Consider the following 23001-nt stretch of genomic DNA (forward strand, 5'->3'; position numbering starts at 1 on the left):
CGTAATTGCTTTACTAACCTAAGGTAATCATCAACCATTGAAGAAACTGATTAAATATACTCTGACCCTAATAATAATGTTGATCTGTAGTGCTTTTGGAAGTAATTACAGTATGAATACCCGCAACTTAAATTCGGAATTAGAACTTCAAATAATTCAACAACAGGATACTACCAAACAGACGAACAGAAAGTCGGGGGACGTAGTTAATTTGAAATCACCGTTTCACAAAGATAATCCAGATGCAAAAGACAATTCGCTACGTTATCCATTTGATGATGTAAACGATAATCAAGAGTTTGGTTCTCAAAAACAATCCCCTTTATATCTAAAGGATCCACAAAATATTATAACCTCAATTAAATACGATCCTGTTAGTGGGAATTACATATTGGTGACTAGGATTGGTGATGTTGATTATCGTCGTCCTATTAGTATGACTGCCCAAGAGTATAAAGAATATGAAGCCGAGAAATCTCTTCGTGATTATTGGATGGAACGAAGCCGAGATGATGGATCTTTAGGAGGAGACGAATTAGTGCCTGATTTAAAATTAGGGGGGCAATTTGTCGATAAAATCTTTGGAAGCAATACTATCTCTATAAAACCTCAAGGTTCAGCAGAACTAACTTTTGGTATCAATACAACCAAAGTCGAAAATCCAACCCTTCCTGTAAATCTTCGAAAAACAACCAGTTTCGATTTTGATGAAAAAATTCAAATGAATGTAACTGGTACTGTTGGAGAGAAGTTGAAGATGGATGTGAATTACAATACTGAAGCAACTTTTGATTTTGAAAATCAAATGAGATTGGAGTATTCTGGAGATGAAGATGAAATTATTAAGAAAATTGAAGCAGGTAATGTTTCAATGCCAATCTCGAATACACTGATCACTGGTGGACAAAACTTGTTTGGAGTAAAGGCCCAATTGCAATTTGGTAAGCTATCTGTTACCTCTGTTTTCTCACAACAAAAAGGAGAAACCAGTGTTGTCGAGATGGAGAATGGAGCTCAAGAAAATGAATTTGAGATTTCGGTAGATAAATATGAGGCCAATCGACATTTCTTTCTTTCAAAATATTTTTACGATCATTACGATCAATCTCTTCAAAACCTTCCGGTAGTTAACTCAGCAGTTTCAATCAATAAAGTTGAAGTTTGGGTGACTAATAAATCCTCTAATTTTCAGGATTCTCGTAACCTTGTTGCTTATTTTGATTTGGGTGAAGATGCGTCGAATATATCTAACTCGTCTCTATTTTCTCAAACAGGAACGGGAACTTTGCCAAATAATGAATTGAATGATCTGTATCAACAAATGAATACTGCTTATTCAGGTATTAGAGACATTAATCAGGTTACGAGTACCTTATCACCATTAGCTCCTGGTTTTGTGAGTGGAACTGATTACGAGAAAGTTGAAAATGCCCGCAAACTATCTGAATCAGAATATTCCGTGAACGAAAAATTGGGGTATATTTCCTTAAATCAGGCATTAAATGCTGATGAAGTTTTAGCTGTTTCGTTTGAATATATATACAGAGGTCAAGTGTTTAGAGTCGGTGAATTTACCAGCGATGGAGTTAGTGCTCCGCAAACTCTCATCATGAAATTACTGAAAGGAACCAATCTGAGTCCGCAAATGCCAACTTGGAAGTTGATGATGAAGAATATTTACAACATTGGCGCATATCAAGTTAATCCCGAGGATTTTATTTTGAATGTATTGTATCAAAATGATAATGCAGGAACTGCTGTAAATTATTTACAGGAAGGTGATATTAAAAATAAAATTCTACTTGAAGTATTAAATGTTGATAATCTGAATTCACAATTGGATCCAGGTGCAGATGGTATGTTTGATTTTATCGATGGAATTACAATTTATTCAACGAACGGAAGAATTATATTTCCTGAAATTGAACCTTTTGGTAGCTATTTAAGAGCTAAGATTGGTAATGATGCAATTGCTGATAAATATGTGTTTGAGGAACTTTATAGCTTAACACAAAATGATGCACAGCAAATTGCAGAAAAAAACAAATATAGTTTAAAGGGTAGTTATAAATCATCCACGAGCTCAGAGATTTCTTTGAATGCTTTAAATGTGGAACCGGGTTCGGTAAGTGTTAAAGCAGGTGGTCGGGAATTAGTTGAGAATATTGATTATACTGTTGATTATACATTAGGAAGGGTCAAAATCATTAATCAAAGTCTATTGGAATCCAGTACTCCAATTTCTATTTCATCAGAAAATAATTCTTTATTTAATATTCAAACTAAAACCTTAATGGGTGTTCAAATGGATTATCAGTTTAATGATGATTTTAATTTGGGTGCTACAATGATGCACCTTTCAGAACAGCCACTTACTCAGAAAGTGAATATTGGAGATGAACCAATTTCAAATACTATTTGGGGTTTGAATGGTAGTTATAGAACCGAGTCCCAATTTTTGACTCGGATGGTGGATAAAATTCCATTTATCGAGACCAAAGAGCCTTCGTCAATTGCGGTTGAAGGTGAATTTGCGCAATTGGTGCCAGGACACAACAAAGCAATTGGAAGTTCAGGAACAGCTTATATCGACGATTTTGAGGGAACAGAAACTTCTATTGATATGAAGAGTTTGAGCTCTTGGGTTTTGGCCAGTACCCCACAAAATAATGATCTTTTGTTTCCAGAAGGAAATTTGAATAATGATTTGGCATATGGTTTCAACCGTGCGAAATTAGCTTGGTACGTAATTGACCCACTATTCTTAAGAAATAGTTCTGCTACACCCGGACACATTAAGTCTGATAAAGAACAGCAATCGAATCATTTTGTTAGAGAGATATTTGAAGAAGAAATTTGGCCGAATAAGGAGAGAGCCTCTGGAGTTCCTACTAATATTTCGGTATTGAATATGGCATATTACCCTGAAGAAAAAGGGCCTTATAATTTTGATGTCGATGGACAAGCTGGTATTTCTCAAGGTATGAATTCAGATGGTAGTTTGAAAGTTCCTGAATCGAGATGGGGTGGTGTGATGAGAAAAATTGAAACCAACGATTTTGAAGCTGCAAATATTGCTTATGTGGAGTTTTGGATGATGGATCCATTTGTATATGATCCAGATCATAAAGGGGGAGATTTGTATTTTAACCTTGGTAATGTTTCGGAAGATATATTGAGAGATTCGCGTAAATCATTTGAGAATGGATTACCAACTGACGAGGTGGTGACTTTGGTAGATAGTACAAAATGGGGACGAGTTCCATTGGTTCAGTCTTTGGTTAATGCTTTTGATAACAATACCAACTCTAGAAGATATCAGGATGTTGGATTGGATGGTTTAAGTTCGAATGATGAGCTGAGCTATTATCAAGAATACATTCAGGCAATTAGTATTTCAACAAATCTGGGAACTGGTTCGCCAGCATATGTTTTGGCTCAAAATGACCCTTCCAGTGATGATTATCATTATTTTAGAGGTGCTGATTACGATAGTGAAGAACTGAGCATTTTGGAGCGGTATAAGAAATATAATGGCCCTGAAGGTAACTCACCAACCTCTGAACTTTCTGGAAGTTCTTATCCTACATCTGCAACCACATTGCCCGATGTGGAGGATATCAATCACGATAATACGTTGAGTGAGACTGAAGCATATTATCAATATAAAGTGCATTTGGCTCCAACCGAAATGCAGGTAGGCCAAAACTTTATTGTTGATAAAGTAACCAGTAATGTTGATTTAGCAAATGGTACTGATGGTATTGTCGACTGGTATCAGTTTAAGATCCCGGTAGATGAGTTTGAAGATATCTATGGCAATATTAGCGACTTTACATCAATTCGATTCATGAGAATGTTCATGAAAGATTTTGAAGAGGATGTGGTTCTTCGATTTGCAACTCTTGATTTAGTTCGTGATGATTGGCGGAGATATGAACAATCTATCAATGAAGATGAATTGGATTTTTCTACTTCGGATGCAGGATTTGATATTACTGCAGTGAATATTGAAGAAAATGCCAGCAAGCAACCAGTAAACTATATTTTGCCTCCGGGAATTGATAGAGTTGTGGATCCTAGTAATCCGCAATTAATTCAATTGAATGAGCAGGCGATATTGTTGAAAGTTACTGATCTTGAGAATGGGAAAGGAAAAGGGGCTTACAAGACCCTTAATATGGACATCAGGAAATATGGTAAACTTAAAATGGATGTTCATGCTGAAGAGATTGAAGGTTTTGCTGTTAGAGATGAAGAAGTGAGCGTATTTATTCGTTTAGGATCTGATTATCAGGATAACTACTATGAATATGAAATTCCATTAAAGTTAACTTCTCCAGGTCTTTACAATGGAGATAATGAAGATGATCGATTGGCAGTTTGGCCTGACGAAAATCGTTTTGATTTTAACCTTCGGTTGTTCCAAACTATAAAGCAACTTCGTAATGATGCTATGAGAGAAGTTGGTTCAACTATTGAATACTCTACGGGGTACAATTTATCTGTGGGAGAGTTGTCAAGTGATGCTGATCCTTTGCACGATGGACATATCGTGAGAATAAAAGGTAATCCAAACCTAGCGAATGTTAAAACTGTAATGGTTGGTATTAAGAATCCTACCAATGATGTTACAGGAAGCGATGATAATCTGCCCAAATCGGCAGAGGTATGGCTAAATGAGTTACGATTAACAGATTTTGATGAAGATGGAGGTTGGGCAGCTAACCTTCGTGTAACAACAAAACTGGCCGATTTTGGTACTGTTACTTGGGCAGGAAGTAAAATTACATCTGGTTTTGGTGGCATCGAAGATGGTGTTAACGATCGATACAAAGATGATATCTTTCAGTATGATTTATCTGCTAGTTTTGAGCTGGGTAAATTTTTCCCTGAAAAATCGGGTGTTCGTATCCCATTGTATTATGCCATTTCAGAAGAAACAATAAGTCCTGAATACAATCCGTTAGATCCAGATATTCCTTTGGATGTAGCATTGGAGAATGCCGCATCTAAAACAGAGCGGGATTCAATTGAAAAAATGTCTCAGGAGTACACCAAAAGGAAGAGTTTTAATCTGACTAATGTCCGTATTGAAAAGGCGGAAGGAAAACCGAAATTGTTTGACGTTTCTAATTTATCTCTTACATATTCCTATAACGAAACCTATTCTCGAGATGTGAATACAGTTCGTGATTTGGAAAAGAATTACAGGGGAGTTATAAGTTATAACTACAATAACCGACCTAAGAATGTTCAACCATTTAAGAGAGTAAAGGCTTTTCAAAAACCAGCATTTCGCTTATTAAAAGATTTTAATTTCTACTACTTGCCAACGCAACTTTCTTTCCGATCGGACATACAACGCTATTATCGTGAAATTGAGAAAAGAAATATAGAAGAACCAGGATTAAAGATTAAACCAACTTTTGATAAGGATTTTATTTGGTATCGCTATTACGATTTAAAGTATAACCTCACAAAAGGATTGAAATTTGATTTCTCAGCGACGAATACATCTCGAATTGATGAACCTGATGGTATTGTTGATAAGGATAGAGACCGTGACACCTACAATATTTGGAAAGATTCAATCTGGAATAATGTTATGGATGGTGGTAGAAATATTCAATATCATCATAATTTTAATCTAACCTATACGGTACCAATTAATAAAATACCTTGGTTTAATTGGACATCTGTAACAGCCCGTTATGCTGGGGCTTATGACTGGAATGCTGGTGCAATTACTGCTGATACTATCGAATTGGGAAATACCATTCGAAATTCAAATAATATTCAGGTAAATGGACAGTTGAATTTGGTTAATCTGTATAATAAAATTGGTATACTGAAAAAAATAAACCGGAAATATAGTTCCAATCGGAAATACAAGAAGAAAACCGAAAACTTCAAGAAGGTAAATTTTGAAAGTACAGTTGATGAATTAAAAGCTGGGATACCGACTTCAATATATCACAAATTGTCAACCGAGGATATTTCTATTAAAGTGTACGATACACAAGGAAAAGAAGTGGCAGTTAAGGTGAAATCAGTAACTGGTAACAGAGCCAAAATTACAGCAAGCGAAAACGTGAAAAACGTTCGTGTGAGAGTAAATGGAAAGCTTTCGGAAAGCAGTAATGTTTTTGAAGCAATAGGTGAAAATATCCTTAGAGTAGTAATGAGTGTGCGTAATATCTCCATTAATTATTCAGAGATTAACTCAACCACTTTGCCAGGATATTTGCCACAAACTAATTACTTTGGAGGGGAAGCTTATAATGGAACGAAGGCTCCGGGCTTTAATTTCTTAATTGGTAATCAAGATACTAATTTTGCCAGAAGTGCGGCTGAGAAAGGCTGGATTACAAATGATGAAGCATTAAATGAACCCTATGTAATGAGTCACACTCAGAATTTGACGATAAGAAGTACCGTTGAACCCGTAAAAGGTTTGAAAATCGATTTAACGGCAAATCGGAATTATTCAAAAAATAGAAGTGAATATTATCTTTACGATTCGGGAAATGATAGTTTTAGTGCCGAAAACCTTGTTAAATCTGGTAACTTCAGCATGAGTTTCTTAAGTTTGAAATCTGCATTCTTTACCATCGGAAATACAGGAGATTACTCATCGGTATATTTCGACGAATTTTTAGAGAATAGAAAATTGGAGTCATCAAGACTAGCCGAAAAACGTTACGGAGATAGTTTTGAGAGTTATTCATTATTGGATGATAAAGGTGAGAATACCGGTTTTTATGAAGGATATGGATCTACCTCTCAGGAAGTATTAATTCCGGCTTTCCTAAAGGCATATGGAAATGGAGGCAAAGGTTACAATAAATTATTCCCGACTATTTCTCGAATGCAACCAAATTGGAGAGTTACATTCGAAGGCTTATCTAAATTACCATTAATTAAGAGGTATTTTAAATCAATAAATTTGAGTCATTCGTATAATGCTACATATAATGTAGGTTCCTACAATACCAATTTAACCTACGAAGAAGGTGATGATGGTTTCAGTATTATCCAAGATATGGCTGATAACTTTTTACCTCTTTACGAAGCCAATTCCATTTCGATAAACGAGCAGTTTAACCCGCTGATTAATATTGATATGATCTGGAAAAACAACATCTCAACTAGTTTTGAAATTAAGCGGACCCGAAATTTAATTCTAGGTTTGTCTAACACGCAATTGACTGAAGTTGCTTCAAATGAAATGATTTTCGGTTTGGGTTATCGATTCGATGATTTTGGAATGATCATTGGCTCTGGATCAAAACAGAAAAAATACAAGAGTGACTTAAGTCTACGTGGAGATTTATCTATTCGTAAGAATAATACGATCATTAGAAAGATTGTTGATGAAGTAAATCAGTTGACATCTGGACAGAAGGTTGTAACCGTGAAGGTAAGTGCAGATTATGTCTTGAGTAATCGATTCAATTTAAGATTGTATTATGATCGTATTGTGAATACTCCTTATGTGTCGCTTTCGTACCCAACTACTACTACCGAATTTGGGGCGAGTATTCGATTTACTCTTTCGAATTAGAAGCTTGGTGATAGTTCTATATATCTAGGGCTTTTTGGTCTGTTTAGTTGATTATTGGGAGTGGATAAGAATAAGTTATAAAACATTGAAATCTGTTTCGGCTGATATCTTATAATTAAAAAAAAAATGTAAATTTGAACAGTAGTTTAACACTCTTAATAAACAACATACTATCATGAATGTACCTGATAATTTAAAGTATACCAAAGATCACGAATGGATTCGTGTTGAAGGCGATGAAGCTTTTATTGGTGTTACTGATTTTGCTCAAGGCGAGCTTGGAGATATCGTTTTCGTTGAAGTCGAAACTGAAGGCGAGGAACTTGATAAAGAAGAAATATTTGGAACTATTGAGGCAGTAAAAACTGTTTCTGATTTGTTCATGCCAATTGGTGGTGAAGTATTGGAGTTCAATGATAAATTAGAGGAAGCTCCAGAATCGATTAACTCTGATCCTTATGGTGAAGGTTGGATCGTAAAGATTAAAATAGAAAATGCTGCTGAATTGGAAGAATTATTATCTGCAGATCAGTACAAGGAATTATTGTAAGAATTCTATATACAATGAAACCCTCATACATTACGTGTGAGGGTTTTTTTTATGTGTTTTACTACCTAGTTTAGGTCATAAAAAAAGCAGGCTCTAAAACCTGCTTTTTACTATTTATATAATTGTGTATTACAATTTTTTCTTTATTTCGATTTCTTCGAATGCTTCTACCATATCGCCAATTTTGATGTCGTTGTATTTCTCGATATTCAAACCACACTCGTATCCTTTGGCAACTTCTTTCACATCATCTTTGAAACGTTTCAGTGAACCAAGTACTCCAGTGTAAACCACAATACCATCGCGGATTAAACGGATTCTCGAATTACGATTGATTTTTCCATCACGAACAAGACAACCAGCAATATTACCTACTTTGGTAATATTGAATACTTCAACAACTTCAACAGTAGCAATAATTTCTTCCTTAATTTCAGGAGAAAGCATTCCTTCCATAGCCGATTTCAATTCTGCAATTGCATCGTAGATAATTGAGTACAAGCGGATGTCGATTTCTTCCTTCTCTGCAAGCTTTCTTGCTCCAATAGAAGGTCTAACCTGGAATCCAATAATAATTGCGTTAGATGCAGTTGCAAGCAGTACATCCGATTCGGAAATCTGACCAACAGCCTTATGAATAACATTTACCTGAATTTCTTCAGTAGAAAGTTTAATTAATGAGTCTGAAAGTGCTTCAATAGAACCATCAACATCACCTTTCACAATAACATTAAGTTCCTGGAAGTTTCCAATTGCAATTCGACGTCCAATCTCAGCAAGAGTGATGTGCTTCTGAGTACGAAGACCTTGCTCACGTTGCAGTTGTTCACGTTTGTTAGCAATTCCACGTGCATCTTTTTCACTTTCCAGAACGTGGAAGTTATCACCCGCTTGAGGTGCACCGTTCAAACCAAGAATCAAAGCTGGTTCAGAAGGACCTACTTTGTCAATTTTGTTTCCACGTTCGTTATACATCGCTTTTACGTGACCAGTATAACTACCAGCAAGCAAAACATCACCAACTTTTAATGTTCCGGCTTGTACCAATAAAGTGGTAACATAACCTCTACCTTTATCTAAGGATGATTCGATTACTGAACCGATTGCACGTTTATTTGGATTTGCTTTTAATTCAAGCATTTCTGCTTCTAAAAGAACTTTTTCAAGCAACTCCTCAATGTTAACACCGTTTTTAGCTGAAATTTCCTGACACTGGTATTTACCACCCCAGTCCTCAACTAAATAATTCATGTTTGCTAATTCGCTTTTAATTCTTTCCGGATCAGCACCGACCTTATCAATCTTGTTAATTGCGAAAACAATAGGAACGCCAGCTGCACTTGCGTGATTGATCGCCTCAATTGTTTGTGGCATCACGTTATCATCAGCAGCAATAATAATGATTGCGATATCGGTTACTTGTGCACCACGTGCACGCATAGCGGTAAACGCCTCGTGACCGGGAGTATCAAGGAAAGAAACTCTTCTTCCATCATCAAGTTTAACGTTGTAAGCTCCAATATGCTGAGTAATTCCCCCAGCTTCACCTGCAATTACATTCGCATGACGAACGTAATCAAGTAAAGATGTTTTACCATGATCAACGTGACCCATTACGGTAACAATAGGAGGACGACTTTGTAAATCTCCTTCTTCATCAACTTCTTCTTCAATCGACTCTTGAAGCTCGACACTTACAAATTCAGCAATAAAGTTAAATTCGTCAGCAACAATGGCAATGGTTTCTGCATCTAATCGTTGATTGATTGATACAAACAAACCTAATCCCATACATGTTGCAATAATATTGGTAACAGGAACTTCCATCATTGTTGCCAGTTCATTAACTGTAACAAATTCAGTAAGCTTTAGAATATGCTTTTCTGCTTCAAGTTGTTCTGCAATTCTCTCTCTCTTTACACTTTCACTATCTCGTTTCTCACGACGGTGTCTCGATCCTTTCGATTTACCCCCTTTAGAAGTTAATCTGGCAAGAGTGTCTTTAATTTGCTTTTGTACGTCTTCCTCGCTAACCTCTTTTTTAACAACTCTTTTCTTCTTCAGTTTATTAAACTTGGCAGCCATTGCACCTGTACCTTTTACTCTAGGTGCAGCAGGAGCGCCTGGTTTTGCTGCATTAGATACATTTACTTTCTCTGTATCTTTTCTAATTCTTTTACGCTTTTTGCGCTGGTTTGCAGATATTTTATCTTTATTTCCTGCATTTGGTTTTTTCTCGACAGGAAGTTCAATTTTTCCAACTACCGTAGGACCGGCTAGTTTTTGGGTAGACGATTTAAAAATTTCGTCTTTTCCAGTTGCTGAGCCTTCTTGAGCCTGAGGTTTTGAAGTTTGAGTTTTTTGCTTTTCTCTTCTTTCAACCTCTTTTTCGGCTTTGGTTTTTTTGGTTGGGCGGGTTTTTTGATTTAATGCAGATAAATCAATTTTCCCAATCACTTTAAGCTCGTCTTTTTTCTCCTCTTTTGGAGCTTGAGCTTTTTCCTCTTGTTTTGGGGTTTCCATTTTAACAGTTTGGTCATCTTGAACCGGCTTTTCAGCTGCTTTAGATGATTGTTCAGTTTGTTCTACTTTCTGAGGCGGAACTATATCAACCACAGGTGTTTCTGTCGTTGCCTCTGCCTTAGGCTTTTCCTTTTTAGGTGTTTCCTTTTTAGGTGCTTCCTTTTTAGGTGCTTCCTTCTTAGGTGCCTCAGACTGAACTGGCTCAATAGTTTTTTCTACCTTTTCTTTTTTCACTTCTGCAACGACTTTCTGTTTCACTTCTTGTGGCTTTTTTGCTTTAGATTTTAATGCATCTAAATCAATTTTACCTACAATTTTAACAGGCTCTTTTACAACAGCGATTTCTTCTACTTTTTCTATTTTTTCAACAGCTTCTTCTTTGCTGCTATCTTCAGGTTCCGAATCTTCAGAAATATTTTGAATGGAAACAGTTTCCTTTCTTTCTCGGGTATTTTTCAGATTTACCTTTTCAGATTCCTTTTTCAGATTCAAGTCAGAGCTATACTCTTTGGCAAGGATATTATAGGCCTCTTCTGAAACTTTGGTATTTGGATTGGAATCAATCGGAATGCCTTTTTTGTTCAGAAATTCAACGATAGTTGAAGTACCAACATTTAATTCTCTTGCTAATTTACTAAGTCTTATGTTTTTATCGACTTTCACCATATTTAAAAGTTAACTGTTAAAATGTCCCGTTTCAAAAATTTACATCATGATTCTGAAGAATTTAATTATCGAATTCGGATTTAAAAATATTCAAAATCTCATTAATGGTCTCTATTTCAAGATCAGTTCTTTTTTCCAACTCTTCAGCTGATAAATCAAGAACACTTCTTGCTGTATCACAACCAATTTTTTTCAACTCATCAATTATCCATGCTTCAATTTCATCGGTAAATTCTGATAAGTTGACATCTTCCTCGGCCTCAGCCTCAGATTTCTCACGATATACATCAATTTCATATCCTGATAATTGACTCGCAAGTCTAATATTTAATCCACCCTTACCAATTGCTAATGAAACCTCTTCAGGATTCAAATAGACATCGGCACGTTTGGTTTCTTCGTTAAGCTTAACAGAAGAAACTTTTGCTGGATTAAGAGCTCTTGTAATAAACAATTGAGTGTTAGTCGTATAGTTTATTACATCAATATTCTCGTTACGTAATTCTCGAACAATACCATGTATTCTCGATCCTTTCATACCAACGCATGCTCCAACAGGATCAATTCTTTCATCGTATGATTCAACTGCTACCTTAGCTCTTTCACCAGGAATCCGAACAATTTTCTTAATGGTAATTAAGCCATCAAATATTTCCGGCACTTCCAGTTCAAATAGTCTCTCAAGGAAAACAGGAGAAGTTCGTGAAACAACAATCAGTGGGCTGTTATTTTTAACCTCAACACGAACTACAACCGCTCTAACCGTTTCTCCTTTACGGAAATAATCAGAAGGAATTTGTTCTGTCTTTGGTAGTATTAATTCATTTTCTTCATCATCAAGAATAAGAATCTCTTTTTTCCAGATTTGATAAACCTCACCAGTAACAATTTCTCCAACTCTGTCCTTGTAAAGGTTGAAAATATTGTCTTTCTCTAATTCTAAGATTCTTGCTGAAAGATTTTGGCGTAAAGTTAGAATCGAACGTCTGCCAAAATCTAGAAATTTCACTTCATCGGTTACTTCTTCACCAATTTCGTAATCGGCATCTATTTTTTTTGCTTCAGAAAGTGAAATCTGCAGGTTTTCATCTTCTACTTTACCATCCGCTACAATTTCTCTATTTCTCCAGATCTCTAAGTCACCTTTGTCTGGATTAATAATGATATCATAGTTTTCATCGGTGCCATAATTTTTCAATAGGAGATTTCTGAAAACATCTTCCAGCACGCTCATCATAGTAGCGCGGTCGATGCTTTTCAACTCCTTAAATTCTGAAAAAGTTTCAATAAGGTTCATGTATTCAGCTGTTTACTTGTTAAAAAGTAATTATGTCTTTTGTTGATTTAATTTGATCTAAAGTGAAAGAATAATTTTTCACAACAAGTTGCTTCTTCTTTTTCCCTTCAACCTTTTCCATTTCCTCAACTTCAATTTCAATTTCATTTTCACCTACGGTGATCAGTTTCCCTGAAAATTTCATCCCCTCAGTTGTCAATACCTCAACATCTTTATCTAGGTATTTGTGGTATTGCTTAAAAACCTGAAAGGGTTGACCGATTCCTGCTGAAGCAACTTGTAATTCAAAGTCTTCAACTTCACGATCAAAATGTCCTTCAATAGCTTTGCTAAGCTCGATACAATTTATGATCGGCACACCCTCATAGCTATCAATTACAACTGAAATAGCATTTCCCGATGAAACACTTACTTCAACCAAGAACAGGTTGGAATCAGCAATTTCATTTTCAATTATTTCAGTTATAGTCTTCTTATCAATCATATATCGGTTAATATCAATAAAATAGGGGACTTTTTGTCCCCTAAAGTTCACGATCTGCTTACTTTTCGATGCAAAATTAGAGATAAATGTTCTAATAAACAAATGACACCTCTCTAAATTATTGTATTCTAATTGCTAATGAGAATTTATTTTCCCGAAATGAGTCCTTTTTAGTTGGAATCTGGGCTGTTGTAATGTTTAATTGAATGATTTTAACCCATTTGTATAAATCTACTTCATTTCAAGAAAGATATTGTTTTCAGTAAGTCAATTTTTATTGGGGTTTCTCTACCTCTAAGATAAGCTTTTTTCACTAATTTTAATCATTTGTTAAAATGCAATGATACATATGTGTATGGCTTTAGATAATATTGGTAAGAATAAAATAGTAAATGATCCGGTTCATGGGTTTATCCATATCCCGTCGGGAATATCTTACGAATTGGTTGAACATTCTTTTTTTCAGAGATTAAGAAGAATAAAACAACTTGGGCTCACTTTCCTGGTGTTTCCTGGGGCCTTTCATAACAGATTTCAGCATGCATTGGGTGCAACTCATTTAATGAGCCTTGCTATAGAAACCATCAGATCAAAAGGACATGTGATTACTCAAGCTGAAGAAGAAGGGGTATATGCCGCTATTTTACTTCATGATATCGGTCACGGACCTTTTTCTCATGCATTAGAGTATAGCATTGTTGATGGCATAACTCACGAACGGATTTCGGAATTGTTTATGAAACGCTTAAATCATCAATTTGAAGGTGAGCTAAGTGTGGCCATTAAAATTTTCAAAAATGAATATCCGAAACATTTCTTAAATCAATTGGTGTCAAGTCAGTTGGATATGGATCGGTTGGATTATTTACGAAGAGATAGTTTTTTTTCTGGGGTTACAGAAGGTGTTGTGGGATCCACTCGGATTATTAAAATGTTGGATGTTCGGAATGATCAATTGGTTGTTGAGGCAAAAGGCATTTATTCCATCGAAAAATTTCTGATAGCACGACGACTGATGTATTGGCAGGTATACTTGCACAAAACTGTTATTGCTGCAGAAGAAATGATGGTTCATATTTTGAAGAGGGCGAAATATCTTGCTGAAAGAGGGGCTGAATTGTTTGCAACACCGTCTTTGTCTTATTTTTTATATAACAAAGTAGGTAAGCTGGAATTTGAAAATCCGAATGCTGTTCTCAATGGACGAAGTGCTTTGGAGATATTTGCCGATCTTGATGACGATGATATCATGGTGAGTATTAAGGTTTGGTCAAATCATAGTGATAAAGTTCTTTCTTATTTATGTAAATGCATTAGAGATCGTCAGTTGTTTAAAATTGAGATTCAAAAAACTGCTTTCACTGAAGAATATATTGATCAAGTGAAAAAGAATGTGAAAAATTATTTTGGGTGCTCAAATCATGCTCTCGATTCTTTGGTGATTTCAAATTCGATTAGTAATAATGCATACAGTGCAAATGATGATCGGATAATTATACTATATAAGGACGGAACACAGTGTGATATAAGTGAGGCTTCAGATATGCTGGATGCTTCTGTTCTATCAAAAACAGTAAAGAAATATTATTTGTGCTACCCTAAAATTCAAGAGTCCTTCATGTGATATTCTTGATTTTAGCCTCATTTTTGCCAACCGTTTTTCTATTAATTAAGCAGGCAATAGGCGAAAAAATTTCATGTGCATGAAATAATTATTAGATTTGCAGAAATTTTTTTCTTATAAATCAGCGATTTTCTATGATTTTCACCTGATATTTATTTCGTAGATGTCATACAGTTTAAGTCATTTGATTAGTCTGATAACAAAATAGAACGAATGGAATTTACAGCAGAAGATATTGCCGAGTTTCTTAGCGGAGAGGTTGATGGGAATGGAAAAGTTAAAGTGACAAATGTTTCCAGAATTGAAGAAGGCAAGCCCGGAACCCTTTCGTTTTTAGCAAACCCAAAATACGAACACTATATATATTCTACTCAGTCATCAATTGTTTTGGTAAACAAAACGTTTAAGGCTGAAAAAGAGATTGAGACAACACTTATCCGTGTTGATGATGCCTATCAGGCATTAGCTCAGTTATTAGAAATGTATGAGCAAAGTAAACCACAGAAAACAGGAATTGAAGAGCCTTCTTTTGTGAGTAAGTCCTCTAAACTGGGCGAAAAGATTTACATTGGTGCTTTCGCATATATCGGAAGTAATGTTCAGATTGGAAATAATGTGAAGATTTATCCTCATGCATATGTGGGTGATAATGTGATTATTGGTGATAATACCATTTTGAATTCAGGAGTTAAGATTTACGAAGGATGTAAGATTGGTGCCGAATGTATTTTTCACTCCGGTGTTGTAATTGGAGGTGATGGATTTGGTTTTGCGCCTTCATCGGCTAACAACTACAAAAAAGTGCCTCAGATAGGTAATGTAGTAATTGAAGACTATGTTGAGATTGGTGCGAATACTTGTGTTGATCGTGCTACTATGGGTTCTACAATTATCCGTAAAGGAGTTAAGTTGGATAACTTGATTCAAGTAGCTCACAATGTAGAAATAGATGAGAATACTGTGATTGCTGCTCAAACTGGTGTTGCAGGAAGTACTAAAATTGGTAAGAACTGTATGATTGGTGGGCAGGTTGGTTTTGCAGGACATATGAGCATTGCTGATGAAGTAAAAATAGCAGCACAATCTGGTCTTGGAAAAAGTATTAAAAAAGTAGGAATGGTTGTTCAAGGTTCTCCGGCCTTCGATTTTGGACCTTATCAAAAATCCTATGTTCTATTTAAAAATTTGCCCAAAATGAGAGAGCAAATTATCGAAATGGAAAAGGAAATAAAAGCATTAAAGGAACAGAAATAAAGATTTTTTTTCAATTATTAGACCTGTAATTAAAAAATATTGATGTCGAGTTATGGCAGATAAGCAAAGAACATTAGCAAAAGAATTTACTCTAACAGGAAAAGGACTTCACACAGGATTGGAAGTGTCTATAAAGTTTGTGCCTGCATCCGAAAATCACGGATATCAGTTTAAACGAGTAGATCTTGAAGGTCAGCCAGTTATTGTGGCTAGTGCCGAATTTGTTGGAGATACTTCCAGAGGAACTGTGTTGGAAAAGGGAGAATGTAAAGTTCAAACTATTGAGCACGCATTATCAGCTTTGTATGGATTAGGCATTGACAATTGCCTAATTGAGATGAATTCTACTGAGCCGCCAATTTTGGATGGAAGCGCCAAATTTTATGTGGAAGGAATTGAGGAAGTTGGTATTGTAGAACAAAATGCAATTCGTGAGTATTATGTGCCTAAGGAAAAGATAACTTACAGGGATGAAGCTCGTGGTTCGGAAATTACTATTCTTCCCGACGATGAATATAGTGTGGATGCCATGATTTCATTCGACTCGAAGGTGTTGAGAAATCAATATGCTCGTTTAGGTTCTCTAAAAGATTATAAAGAGGAAATATCGATGTGTCGTACATTTGTTTTTGTACGGGAATTAGAGTTTCTGTTAAATCACAATTTAGTTAAAGGCGGAGATTTGGATAATGCCATTGTTATAATGGACCAAATGATGGAGCAGAAAGAGTTAGATCGTATTGCTGATTTATTCGATCATCAGTATGTTGAGGTAAAGGAAGGAATTTTAAGTAATTTAGAACTTTATTTTGATAACGAGTGTGCACGTCACAAATTATTGGATGTGATTGGCGACTTAGCTCTTTGTGGTAAATTTATCAAAGGAAGGGTTATTGCAACCTGTCCTGGTCATGGACCAAACACCGAAATGGCAAAATTATTAATCAAACGAATTAAGAAAGAAATGGGAAAAGATTCAGTTCCGGCTTACGATCCAAACAAAGAGCCTGTATTAGACATTGTTGGCGTAATGGGCTTGTTGCCTCACCGTCCTCCATTCTTGTTGGTTGACAAAATTATTGATATTCAGGATGATAGCATCGTGGGTGTTAAGAACGTATCTATGAACGAACCTTATTTTGTAGGTCATTTCCCGGGAGAACCTGTAATGCCAGGTGTTCTTATGGTGGAAGCGATGGCGCAATGTGGTGGTATTTTAGTACTTAATCAGGTTGAAGATCCTGAGAATTATTCGACTTACTTCCTAACTCAAAACAATATTAAATTTAGGAAAAAGGTTGTTCCTGGTGATACTTTAATTTTTAAATTGTCATTTTTGTCTCCTATTCGTAGGGGAATTGCTAACATGCGCGGTTTAGCTTTTGTTGGTGATACTATTGTTGCCGAAGGTGAGTTTATGGCTCAAATCGCAAAGAAAAAATAATTAATTTGTAACTACTGCTACGCAATACTCCTTTTTAATGGGCGTTTTGCATAAAACGAAATATAAAAAAAAATGAAGCAACCGTTAGCATATGTACATCCTGAGGCTAAGATCGCTGATAATGTAGTGATTGAGCCCTTTGTTACTATAGACAAAAATGTTGTAATTGAGGAAGGAACTCGTATTGGGTCGAACGCTACTATCATGGAGGGAACGCGTATTGGTAAAAATTGCGTGGTATTTCCAGGAGCAGTTATTGGTGCTGTTCCCCAGGATTTAAAATTCCGTGGTGAAAAAACAACTGTTGAAATTGGCGATAACACTACCATTCGTGAGTGTGTAACCATAAACAGAGGAACTGTAGCTAAAGGAAAAACAATTATTGGTAGTAATTGTTTGTTGATGGCTTATGTGCACGTAGCACACGATTGTGTTATTGGCGATAATTGTATTATTGGTAATGCGACACAAATTGCCGGAGAGGTGATTATCGATGATTATGCTATCTTAAGTGGATTGGTTGCTATTCATCAGTTCGTTCATGTTGGTGCACATGTTATGATTTCAGGTGGAACTTTGGTTCGTAAGGATGTTCCTCCGTTTGTAAAAGCAGGTCGCGAACCGGTTTCTTACATTGGGGTCAATTCAATTGGTTTGCGTCGCCGTGAATTCGGAAATGAAAAAATCCGTGAAATTCAGGATGTTTACCGTTACCTATACCAAAAAGGAATGAATAACTTTAATGCTTTAGAGGCTATTGAGGCTGAAATGCCTGCTTCTCCCGAGCGTGATGATATCATTCTGTTTGTGAAAAATTCGAAGCGTGGAATTATGAGAGGATATTTTCCTGAATAATCCCGATAGATTTATCTAGCGGCATTATATCATTTTTATTCTGAATAATCCCGATAGATTTATCTAGCGGCATTATATCATTTTTTTCCTGAATAATCCTGGTAGATATTTGATATAAAAAAAGTGAGACTTTCAATTGAGAGTCTCACTTTTTGTTTTTCTATAAAGGCTGTCTTTCCTTCTCCTTTAGGAGAGGGATAGGGTGAGGTTTTAATTCTCTTCTTCCTCGATTGGATTCCAACCCTGTGCCTGCAATTCAATTTCCACACCATCTCGCGTCACCAAATATTTTCCTTTCGAGATCTCGGTGATGTGGCCAATTACTTTCACATCTTCTATTTTTTCAATCGCATCAAATCGATCCAAAGGAACAGTAAACAGCAGTTCGTAATCTTCGCCACCGTTTAACGAGAAAGTGCTGTAGTTCATATTCAGCTCTTCGGCCATTTTGTGCGTTTCGTAGTCAACCGGAATTTTTTCCTCGTAAATTTGACAACCAACTTTCGATTCCTCGCAGATGTGCATGATATCCGATGACAAACCATCAGAAATATCAATCATCGAAGTAGGAACAATCTTTGCTTCCTGCAAACGCTCGTAAATGTCTTTGCGGGCCTCAGGTTTCAACTGACGTTCCAAAATGTAATCATGGCCGGTAAGGTCGGGTTGCATGGCTGGATTGTTATCGAAAATACGTTTTTCGCGCTCCAATAGTTGTAGTCCGGCAAATGCTGCACCCAAATTTCCGCTTACGCAGATTAAATCGTTTTCTTTGGCACCATTTCGGTAAGCCAATTGATCAGCCTCAGCTTCTCCAATTGCGGTTACAGAAATACACAATCCGGTTAAAGATGATGTGGTGTCGCCACCCACTAAATCGACATTGTAAGTTTCGCAAGCCAAATTAATTCCTTCGTAAAACTCATCCATTGCTTCTATGGTAAATCGTTTCGAGATGGCGATAGAAACAGTTACCTGTTTTGGCAAGGCATTCATGGCATAAATATCCGAAACATTCACAGCAATTGCTTTGTAGCCTAAATGCTTAAGAGGAGTGTACATTAAATCGAAATGAATACCTTCCAGCAATAAATCGGTGGTAACAACTGTCTTTTTATTCTGATAATCTAAAACAGCAGCATCGTCGCCGATACCAACATTTGTGCTGGCGTGTTTTAGCTTGATATTTTTAGTAAGGTGTTTAATCAATCCGAATTCACCCAATGTGGCAATGTCGGTACCTTTAGCATTGTTTTCCTGCATAGTCTTCTTAATTATTGATATTTGCCTGCAAAGGTAGATAAAAAAAGGAAACTGAGACGGTGGTGCTATTGGGTCGGAGTTTTAATTCTAAGGAGGTCATTAATCTAAAAATTCCGACTTTATTTTCCAACTGTGGAAAGCTTTAAGTGTACGGATCGTGATCGTGTGAATGACTATACATTGGTGATGAACAGTTGTTTTATTGATGTGATTGATGTTTTGAGATGTAAAAAATATTTGTATTTGTGGTGTCACATTCATAACTTAAGTATTTATTATTAAATCTTAATTTAAATTATAATGAGAAATAAACTTATGCTATTGATGGCTATGGCTGCTTTATTTGCCATTACCAATTGTCAGAATGACAATACCGCCGATCTTATCTTAAATGATGTGGATAATCTAGAACTAACCGAAGCTCAGAATGGCGAGCCTATTGAAGGACAGTATATTGTTGTCCTGAATGAGAGTTCGGTTAAATCTGCTAATCAGGGCAGTTACGATGAAAAAATTGCCGAAGTAAAGGCTTTTGCCAATTCTATGTTTCAAACAAAATCGGGCTCCGAATTTGAAGTGGGTTTCGCTTTTGCGAGTGTAATTAAAGGCTTTAGTGTTAAGACGACACCGGATTTTGTGGAAGCACTGAAATCGGATAGTAGAGTGAAATATCTTGAGCAAGATAAAATTATTGCTTTAAAAAAACCTGGAAGTGTTCCAACATCAGAACCTGTTAGCGAGGTTATTCCCTGGGGAATTACACGGGTTGGTTATGGAAGTGGCGTTGGTAAAACCGCTTGGATTATTGATAGTGGTATCGATTTAAATCACCCCGATTTAAATGTTGATGTGGCCAGAAGTAGAGATTTTACAGGTTCTCGTGTGGGTGCCGAAGATCAAAACGGACATGGAACCCATTGCGCAGGTACGGTTGGTGCTATCGATAATGAAATTGGTGTAGTTGGTGTTGCTGCCGGAGCAAACCTTGTGGCAGTAAGGGTTTTAGATCGCAGAGGTAGTGGTTCCACTTCTGGAGTTATTGCAGGGGTTGATTACGTGGCAAGTGCTGCATCTCCCGGCGATGCTGCCAATATGAGTTTGGGCGGAGGCATTTCTATCGCTTTAGACGATGCTGTATATGCAGCATCTCAAAATGGTATTTACTTTGCATTAGCTGCCGGAAACGAAAGCGATGATGCTAATAATCATTCTCCGGCAAGAGTTAACGGAACCTATATTTGGACTATTTCGGCAATGGATATAAATGATAATTTTGCCTACTTCTCAAATTATGGAAATCCGCCTGTTGATTTTTGTGAACCAGGTGTTAGTATTTACTCAACTTGGAAAGGCGATGCATACAATACGATAAGTGGAACTTCAATGGCTGCTCCACACATGTGCGGCATCCTGTTGATGACCAATGGAAATCCGGTAACCGACGGTTTTGTAAACGCAGATCCTGATGGAAATGCTGATCCTATTGGAGGAATCTAAGATATTGCAAAGTGAAAAGGAATAGCCGTCAAGTTGATGGCTATTTTTTTGTGATGTTATGTACTTTGTTGATTTATTATAGAATCTATTGGATTCAGGTAAAGAGCAATAAAATTTAAATTGGTAAAGCATTCCTCAATATTTTAATCCTTTTTTTTTCTTGTAACGAAAAGCATTTTTGTAAATTTGGTAGCTAAAACAAAGATCATTTGAGGTTTTTAAGAATTCTTTAAAAAACAAGTAGAAGCAAACGTATCCTTTCCTTTAAGATTAGGTTAATAAATAAAAGGACTTCGAGGTATTTTATTCGTTTCAAGTAAAAAGATATCTAAATACTTTATTATATTTGCATTTAATTTCATTGGGGCATGCAATTGTGAGTAAGCTGAATGATTTAAAATTTCTTGCGAGATTTAAGGTCTGTACTCTTCCCATTAATTTATAATATTGAATTCTTTTAGGAGGGTTTTCCTGATCTGAAACGATTAGTAAGGCTTTCTACCTGATACTTAAATAACATGGCAAAAGAAGAACAAGATAAGATATTAGATGAGGTAACGCAAAGCGATTACAAATATGGCTTTGTTACCGATATTGAAAATGATGATATAGGCAAAGGTCTTAGCGAAGATGTAATTCGTTTGATTTCGTCGAAAAAGAATGAGCCTGAATTTATGCTTGAGTATAGATTGAAAGCATATCGTCATTGGTTAACTATGAAGATGCCCGAATGGGCCTATTTAAAGATTCCACCAATTGATTATCAGGATATTATCTACTATTCTGCGCCAGTACAAAAGGCGAAATTGGAAAGTATGGATGATGTGGATCCGGAAATTCGCGCCACTTTCGATAAGTTGGGGATTCCTTTGGATGAACAAAAACTTTTGTCGAATGTTGCAGTAGATGTGGTGATGGACTCATCATCAGTAAAAACTACATTTAAGCAAGCTTTGGCCGAAAAAGGAGTTATTTTCTGCTCATTTAGCGATGCAGTTCAGGAACATCCCGATTTAATTCAGGAATACATGGGAACGGTAGTTCCTATTCAGGATAACTTTTTTGCCGCTCTTAACTCTGCAGTGTTTTCTGATGGATCATTTGTATACATTCCTAAAGGAGTACGTTGTCCAATGGAGCTGTCAACCTATTTCCGTATCAATGCCGAAAATACCGGTCAGTTCGAGCGTACATTAATTGTATGTGAAGATGATAGTTACGTGAGTTATCTGGAAGGATGTACCGCACCAATGCGTGATGAAAATCAGTTGCATGCAGCTATTGTCGAAATTATTGTGAAGGATAATGCAGAGGTGAAATACTCTACGGTTCAAAACTGGTATCCGGGCAATAAAGATGGAGTAGGCGGTATTTACAATTTTGTAACCAAACGTGGTATTTGCGAAGGTAAAAATGCAAAGTTGATGTGGGCTCAGGTGGAGACCGGATCGGCAGTAACCTGGAAATACCCATCTACAATATTAAAAGGGGATGGCTCGTCAAGCGAATTTTATTCGGTAGCTGTAACTAATCATCATCAGCAAGCGGATACCGGATCAAAAATGATTCACATTGGTAACAATACCAAAAGTACGATCATATCAAAAGGAATATCAGCAGGAAAAAGCAGCAACTCTTACCGGGGAATGGTTAAGGTAACCAAGAACTGTGAAGGAGCTCGTAACTTTTCTCAATGCGATTCGTTACTCTTAGGAGACAAATGTGGAGCACACACATTCCCTTATCTCGAAATTGGCAATAAATCGGCTAAAGTTGAGCACGAAGCTACCACCTCTAAAATTGGTGAAGATCAAATTTTCTATTGCAATCAGCGAGGTATTTCTACCGAGGATGCCATTGGTTTAATTGTAAACGGTTATGCCAAAGAGGTAATCAATAAAATGCCTATGGAATTTGCTGTTGAAGCTCAAAAGCTCTTGGCAATTAGTTTAGAAGGATCTGTAGGGTAATAAAAAT

Annotated in this window: 12 protein-coding genes; 8 read left to right on the forward strand and 4 right to left on the reverse strand. The window is 36.3% G+C overall.

Going from position 1 to position 23001, the window contains the following annotated elements:
* Positions 1 to 76: 76 nt before the first annotated feature.
* Positions 77 to 7567, forward strand: coding sequence for a T9SS outer membrane translocon Sov/SprA (gene sov / locus ALGA_RS10350; RefSeq protein WP_096429244.1), 7491 nt, complete (start codon positions 77 to 79; stop codon positions 7565 to 7567).
* A gap of 175 nt (positions 7568 to 7742) precedes the next feature.
* The gene (gene gcvH, locus ALGA_RS10355; protein WP_096429245.1) at positions 7743 to 8117 is read left to right on the forward strand and encodes a glycine cleavage system protein GcvH; all 375 of its coding nucleotides are present in this window, start codon (positions 7743 to 7745) and stop codon (positions 8115 to 8117) included.
* A 129-nt stretch (positions 8118 to 8246) separates the two neighbouring features.
* On the opposite strand, the gene infB is transcribed toward gcvH, so the two are convergent.
* From infB to rimP, 3 genes are all read right to left on the reverse strand, one after another.
* Positions 8247 to 11306: a translation initiation factor IF-2 gene (gene infB, locus ALGA_RS10360; protein ID WP_096429246.1), complete on the reverse strand. Its 3060-nt coding sequence runs from the start codon at positions 11304 to 11306 to the stop codon at positions 8247 to 8249.
* Between the two features lie 61 nt (positions 11307 to 11367).
* Positions 11368 to 12603 carry a transcription termination factor NusA gene (gene nusA / locus ALGA_RS10365; RefSeq protein ID WP_096429247.1) on the reverse strand — a complete coding sequence of 412 codons (1236 nt, stop codon included), beginning with the start codon at positions 12601 to 12603 and terminating at the stop codon, positions 11368 to 11370.
* Positions 12604 to 12622: 19 nt separating this feature from the next.
* Positions 12623 to 13087: a ribosome assembly cofactor RimP gene (gene rimP / locus ALGA_RS10370; RefSeq protein WP_096429248.1), complete on the reverse strand. Its 465-nt coding sequence runs from the start codon at positions 13085 to 13087 to the stop codon at positions 12623 to 12625.
* A 355-nt stretch (positions 13088 to 13442) separates the two neighbouring features.
* Here rimP and ALGA_RS10375 point away from each other — a divergent pair, with 355 nt between their 5' ends.
* The 4 genes from ALGA_RS10375 (at position 13443) to lpxA (ending at position 18264) form a co-directional block, all read left to right on the forward strand.
* Positions 13443 to 14711 carry an HD domain-containing protein gene (locus ALGA_RS10375; RefSeq protein WP_096429249.1) on the forward strand — a complete coding sequence of 423 codons (1269 nt, stop codon included), beginning with the start codon at positions 13443 to 13445 and terminating at the stop codon, positions 14709 to 14711.
* A 213-nt stretch (positions 14712 to 14924) separates the two neighbouring features.
* Positions 14925 to 15965, forward strand: coding sequence for a UDP-3-O-(3-hydroxymyristoyl)glucosamine N-acyltransferase (gene lpxD, locus ALGA_RS10380; RefSeq protein ID WP_096429250.1), 1041 nt, complete (start codon positions 14925 to 14927; stop codon positions 15963 to 15965).
* A gap of 52 nt (positions 15966 to 16017) precedes the next feature.
* Positions 16018 to 17409: a bifunctional UDP-3-O-[3-hydroxymyristoyl] N-acetylglucosamine deacetylase/3-hydroxyacyl-ACP dehydratase gene (locus tag ALGA_RS10385; RefSeq protein WP_096429251.1), complete on the forward strand. Its 1392-nt coding sequence runs from the start codon at positions 16018 to 16020 to the stop codon at positions 17407 to 17409.
* A gap of 72 nt (positions 17410 to 17481) precedes the next feature.
* Entirely contained in the window at positions 17482 to 18264 is a 783-nt protein-coding gene (gene lpxA, locus ALGA_RS10390) for an acyl-ACP--UDP-N-acetylglucosamine O-acyltransferase (RefSeq protein ID WP_096429252.1), read from the forward strand.
* 210 nt (positions 18265 to 18474) lie between these two features.
* Here the strand turns inward: lpxA and thiL are convergent, their stop codons facing one another.
* Positions 18475 to 19527: a thiamine-phosphate kinase gene (gene thiL, locus ALGA_RS10395; RefSeq protein WP_096429253.1), complete on the reverse strand. Its 1053-nt coding sequence runs from the start codon at positions 19525 to 19527 to the stop codon at positions 18475 to 18477.
* A 300-nt stretch (positions 19528 to 19827) separates the two neighbouring features.
* Between thiL and ALGA_RS10400 the strand changes: the two genes are divergently transcribed.
* Positions 19828 to 21024, forward strand: a complete 1197-nt coding sequence (locus ALGA_RS10400) for a S8 family peptidase (protein ID WP_197705737.1) — start codon at positions 19828 to 19830, stop codon at positions 21022 to 21024.
* 518 nt (positions 21025 to 21542) lie between these two features.
* Positions 21543 to 22994: a Fe-S cluster assembly protein SufB gene (gene sufB, locus ALGA_RS10405; protein ID WP_096429254.1), complete on the forward strand. Its 1452-nt coding sequence runs from the start codon at positions 21543 to 21545 to the stop codon at positions 22992 to 22994.
* Positions 22995 to 23001: the final 7 nt, after the last annotated feature.

This window comes from Labilibaculum antarcticum, from assembly GCF_002356295.1.
GTDB classification, from domain to species: domain Bacteria; phylum Bacteroidota; class Bacteroidia; order Bacteroidales; family Marinifilaceae; genus Labilibaculum; species Labilibaculum antarcticum.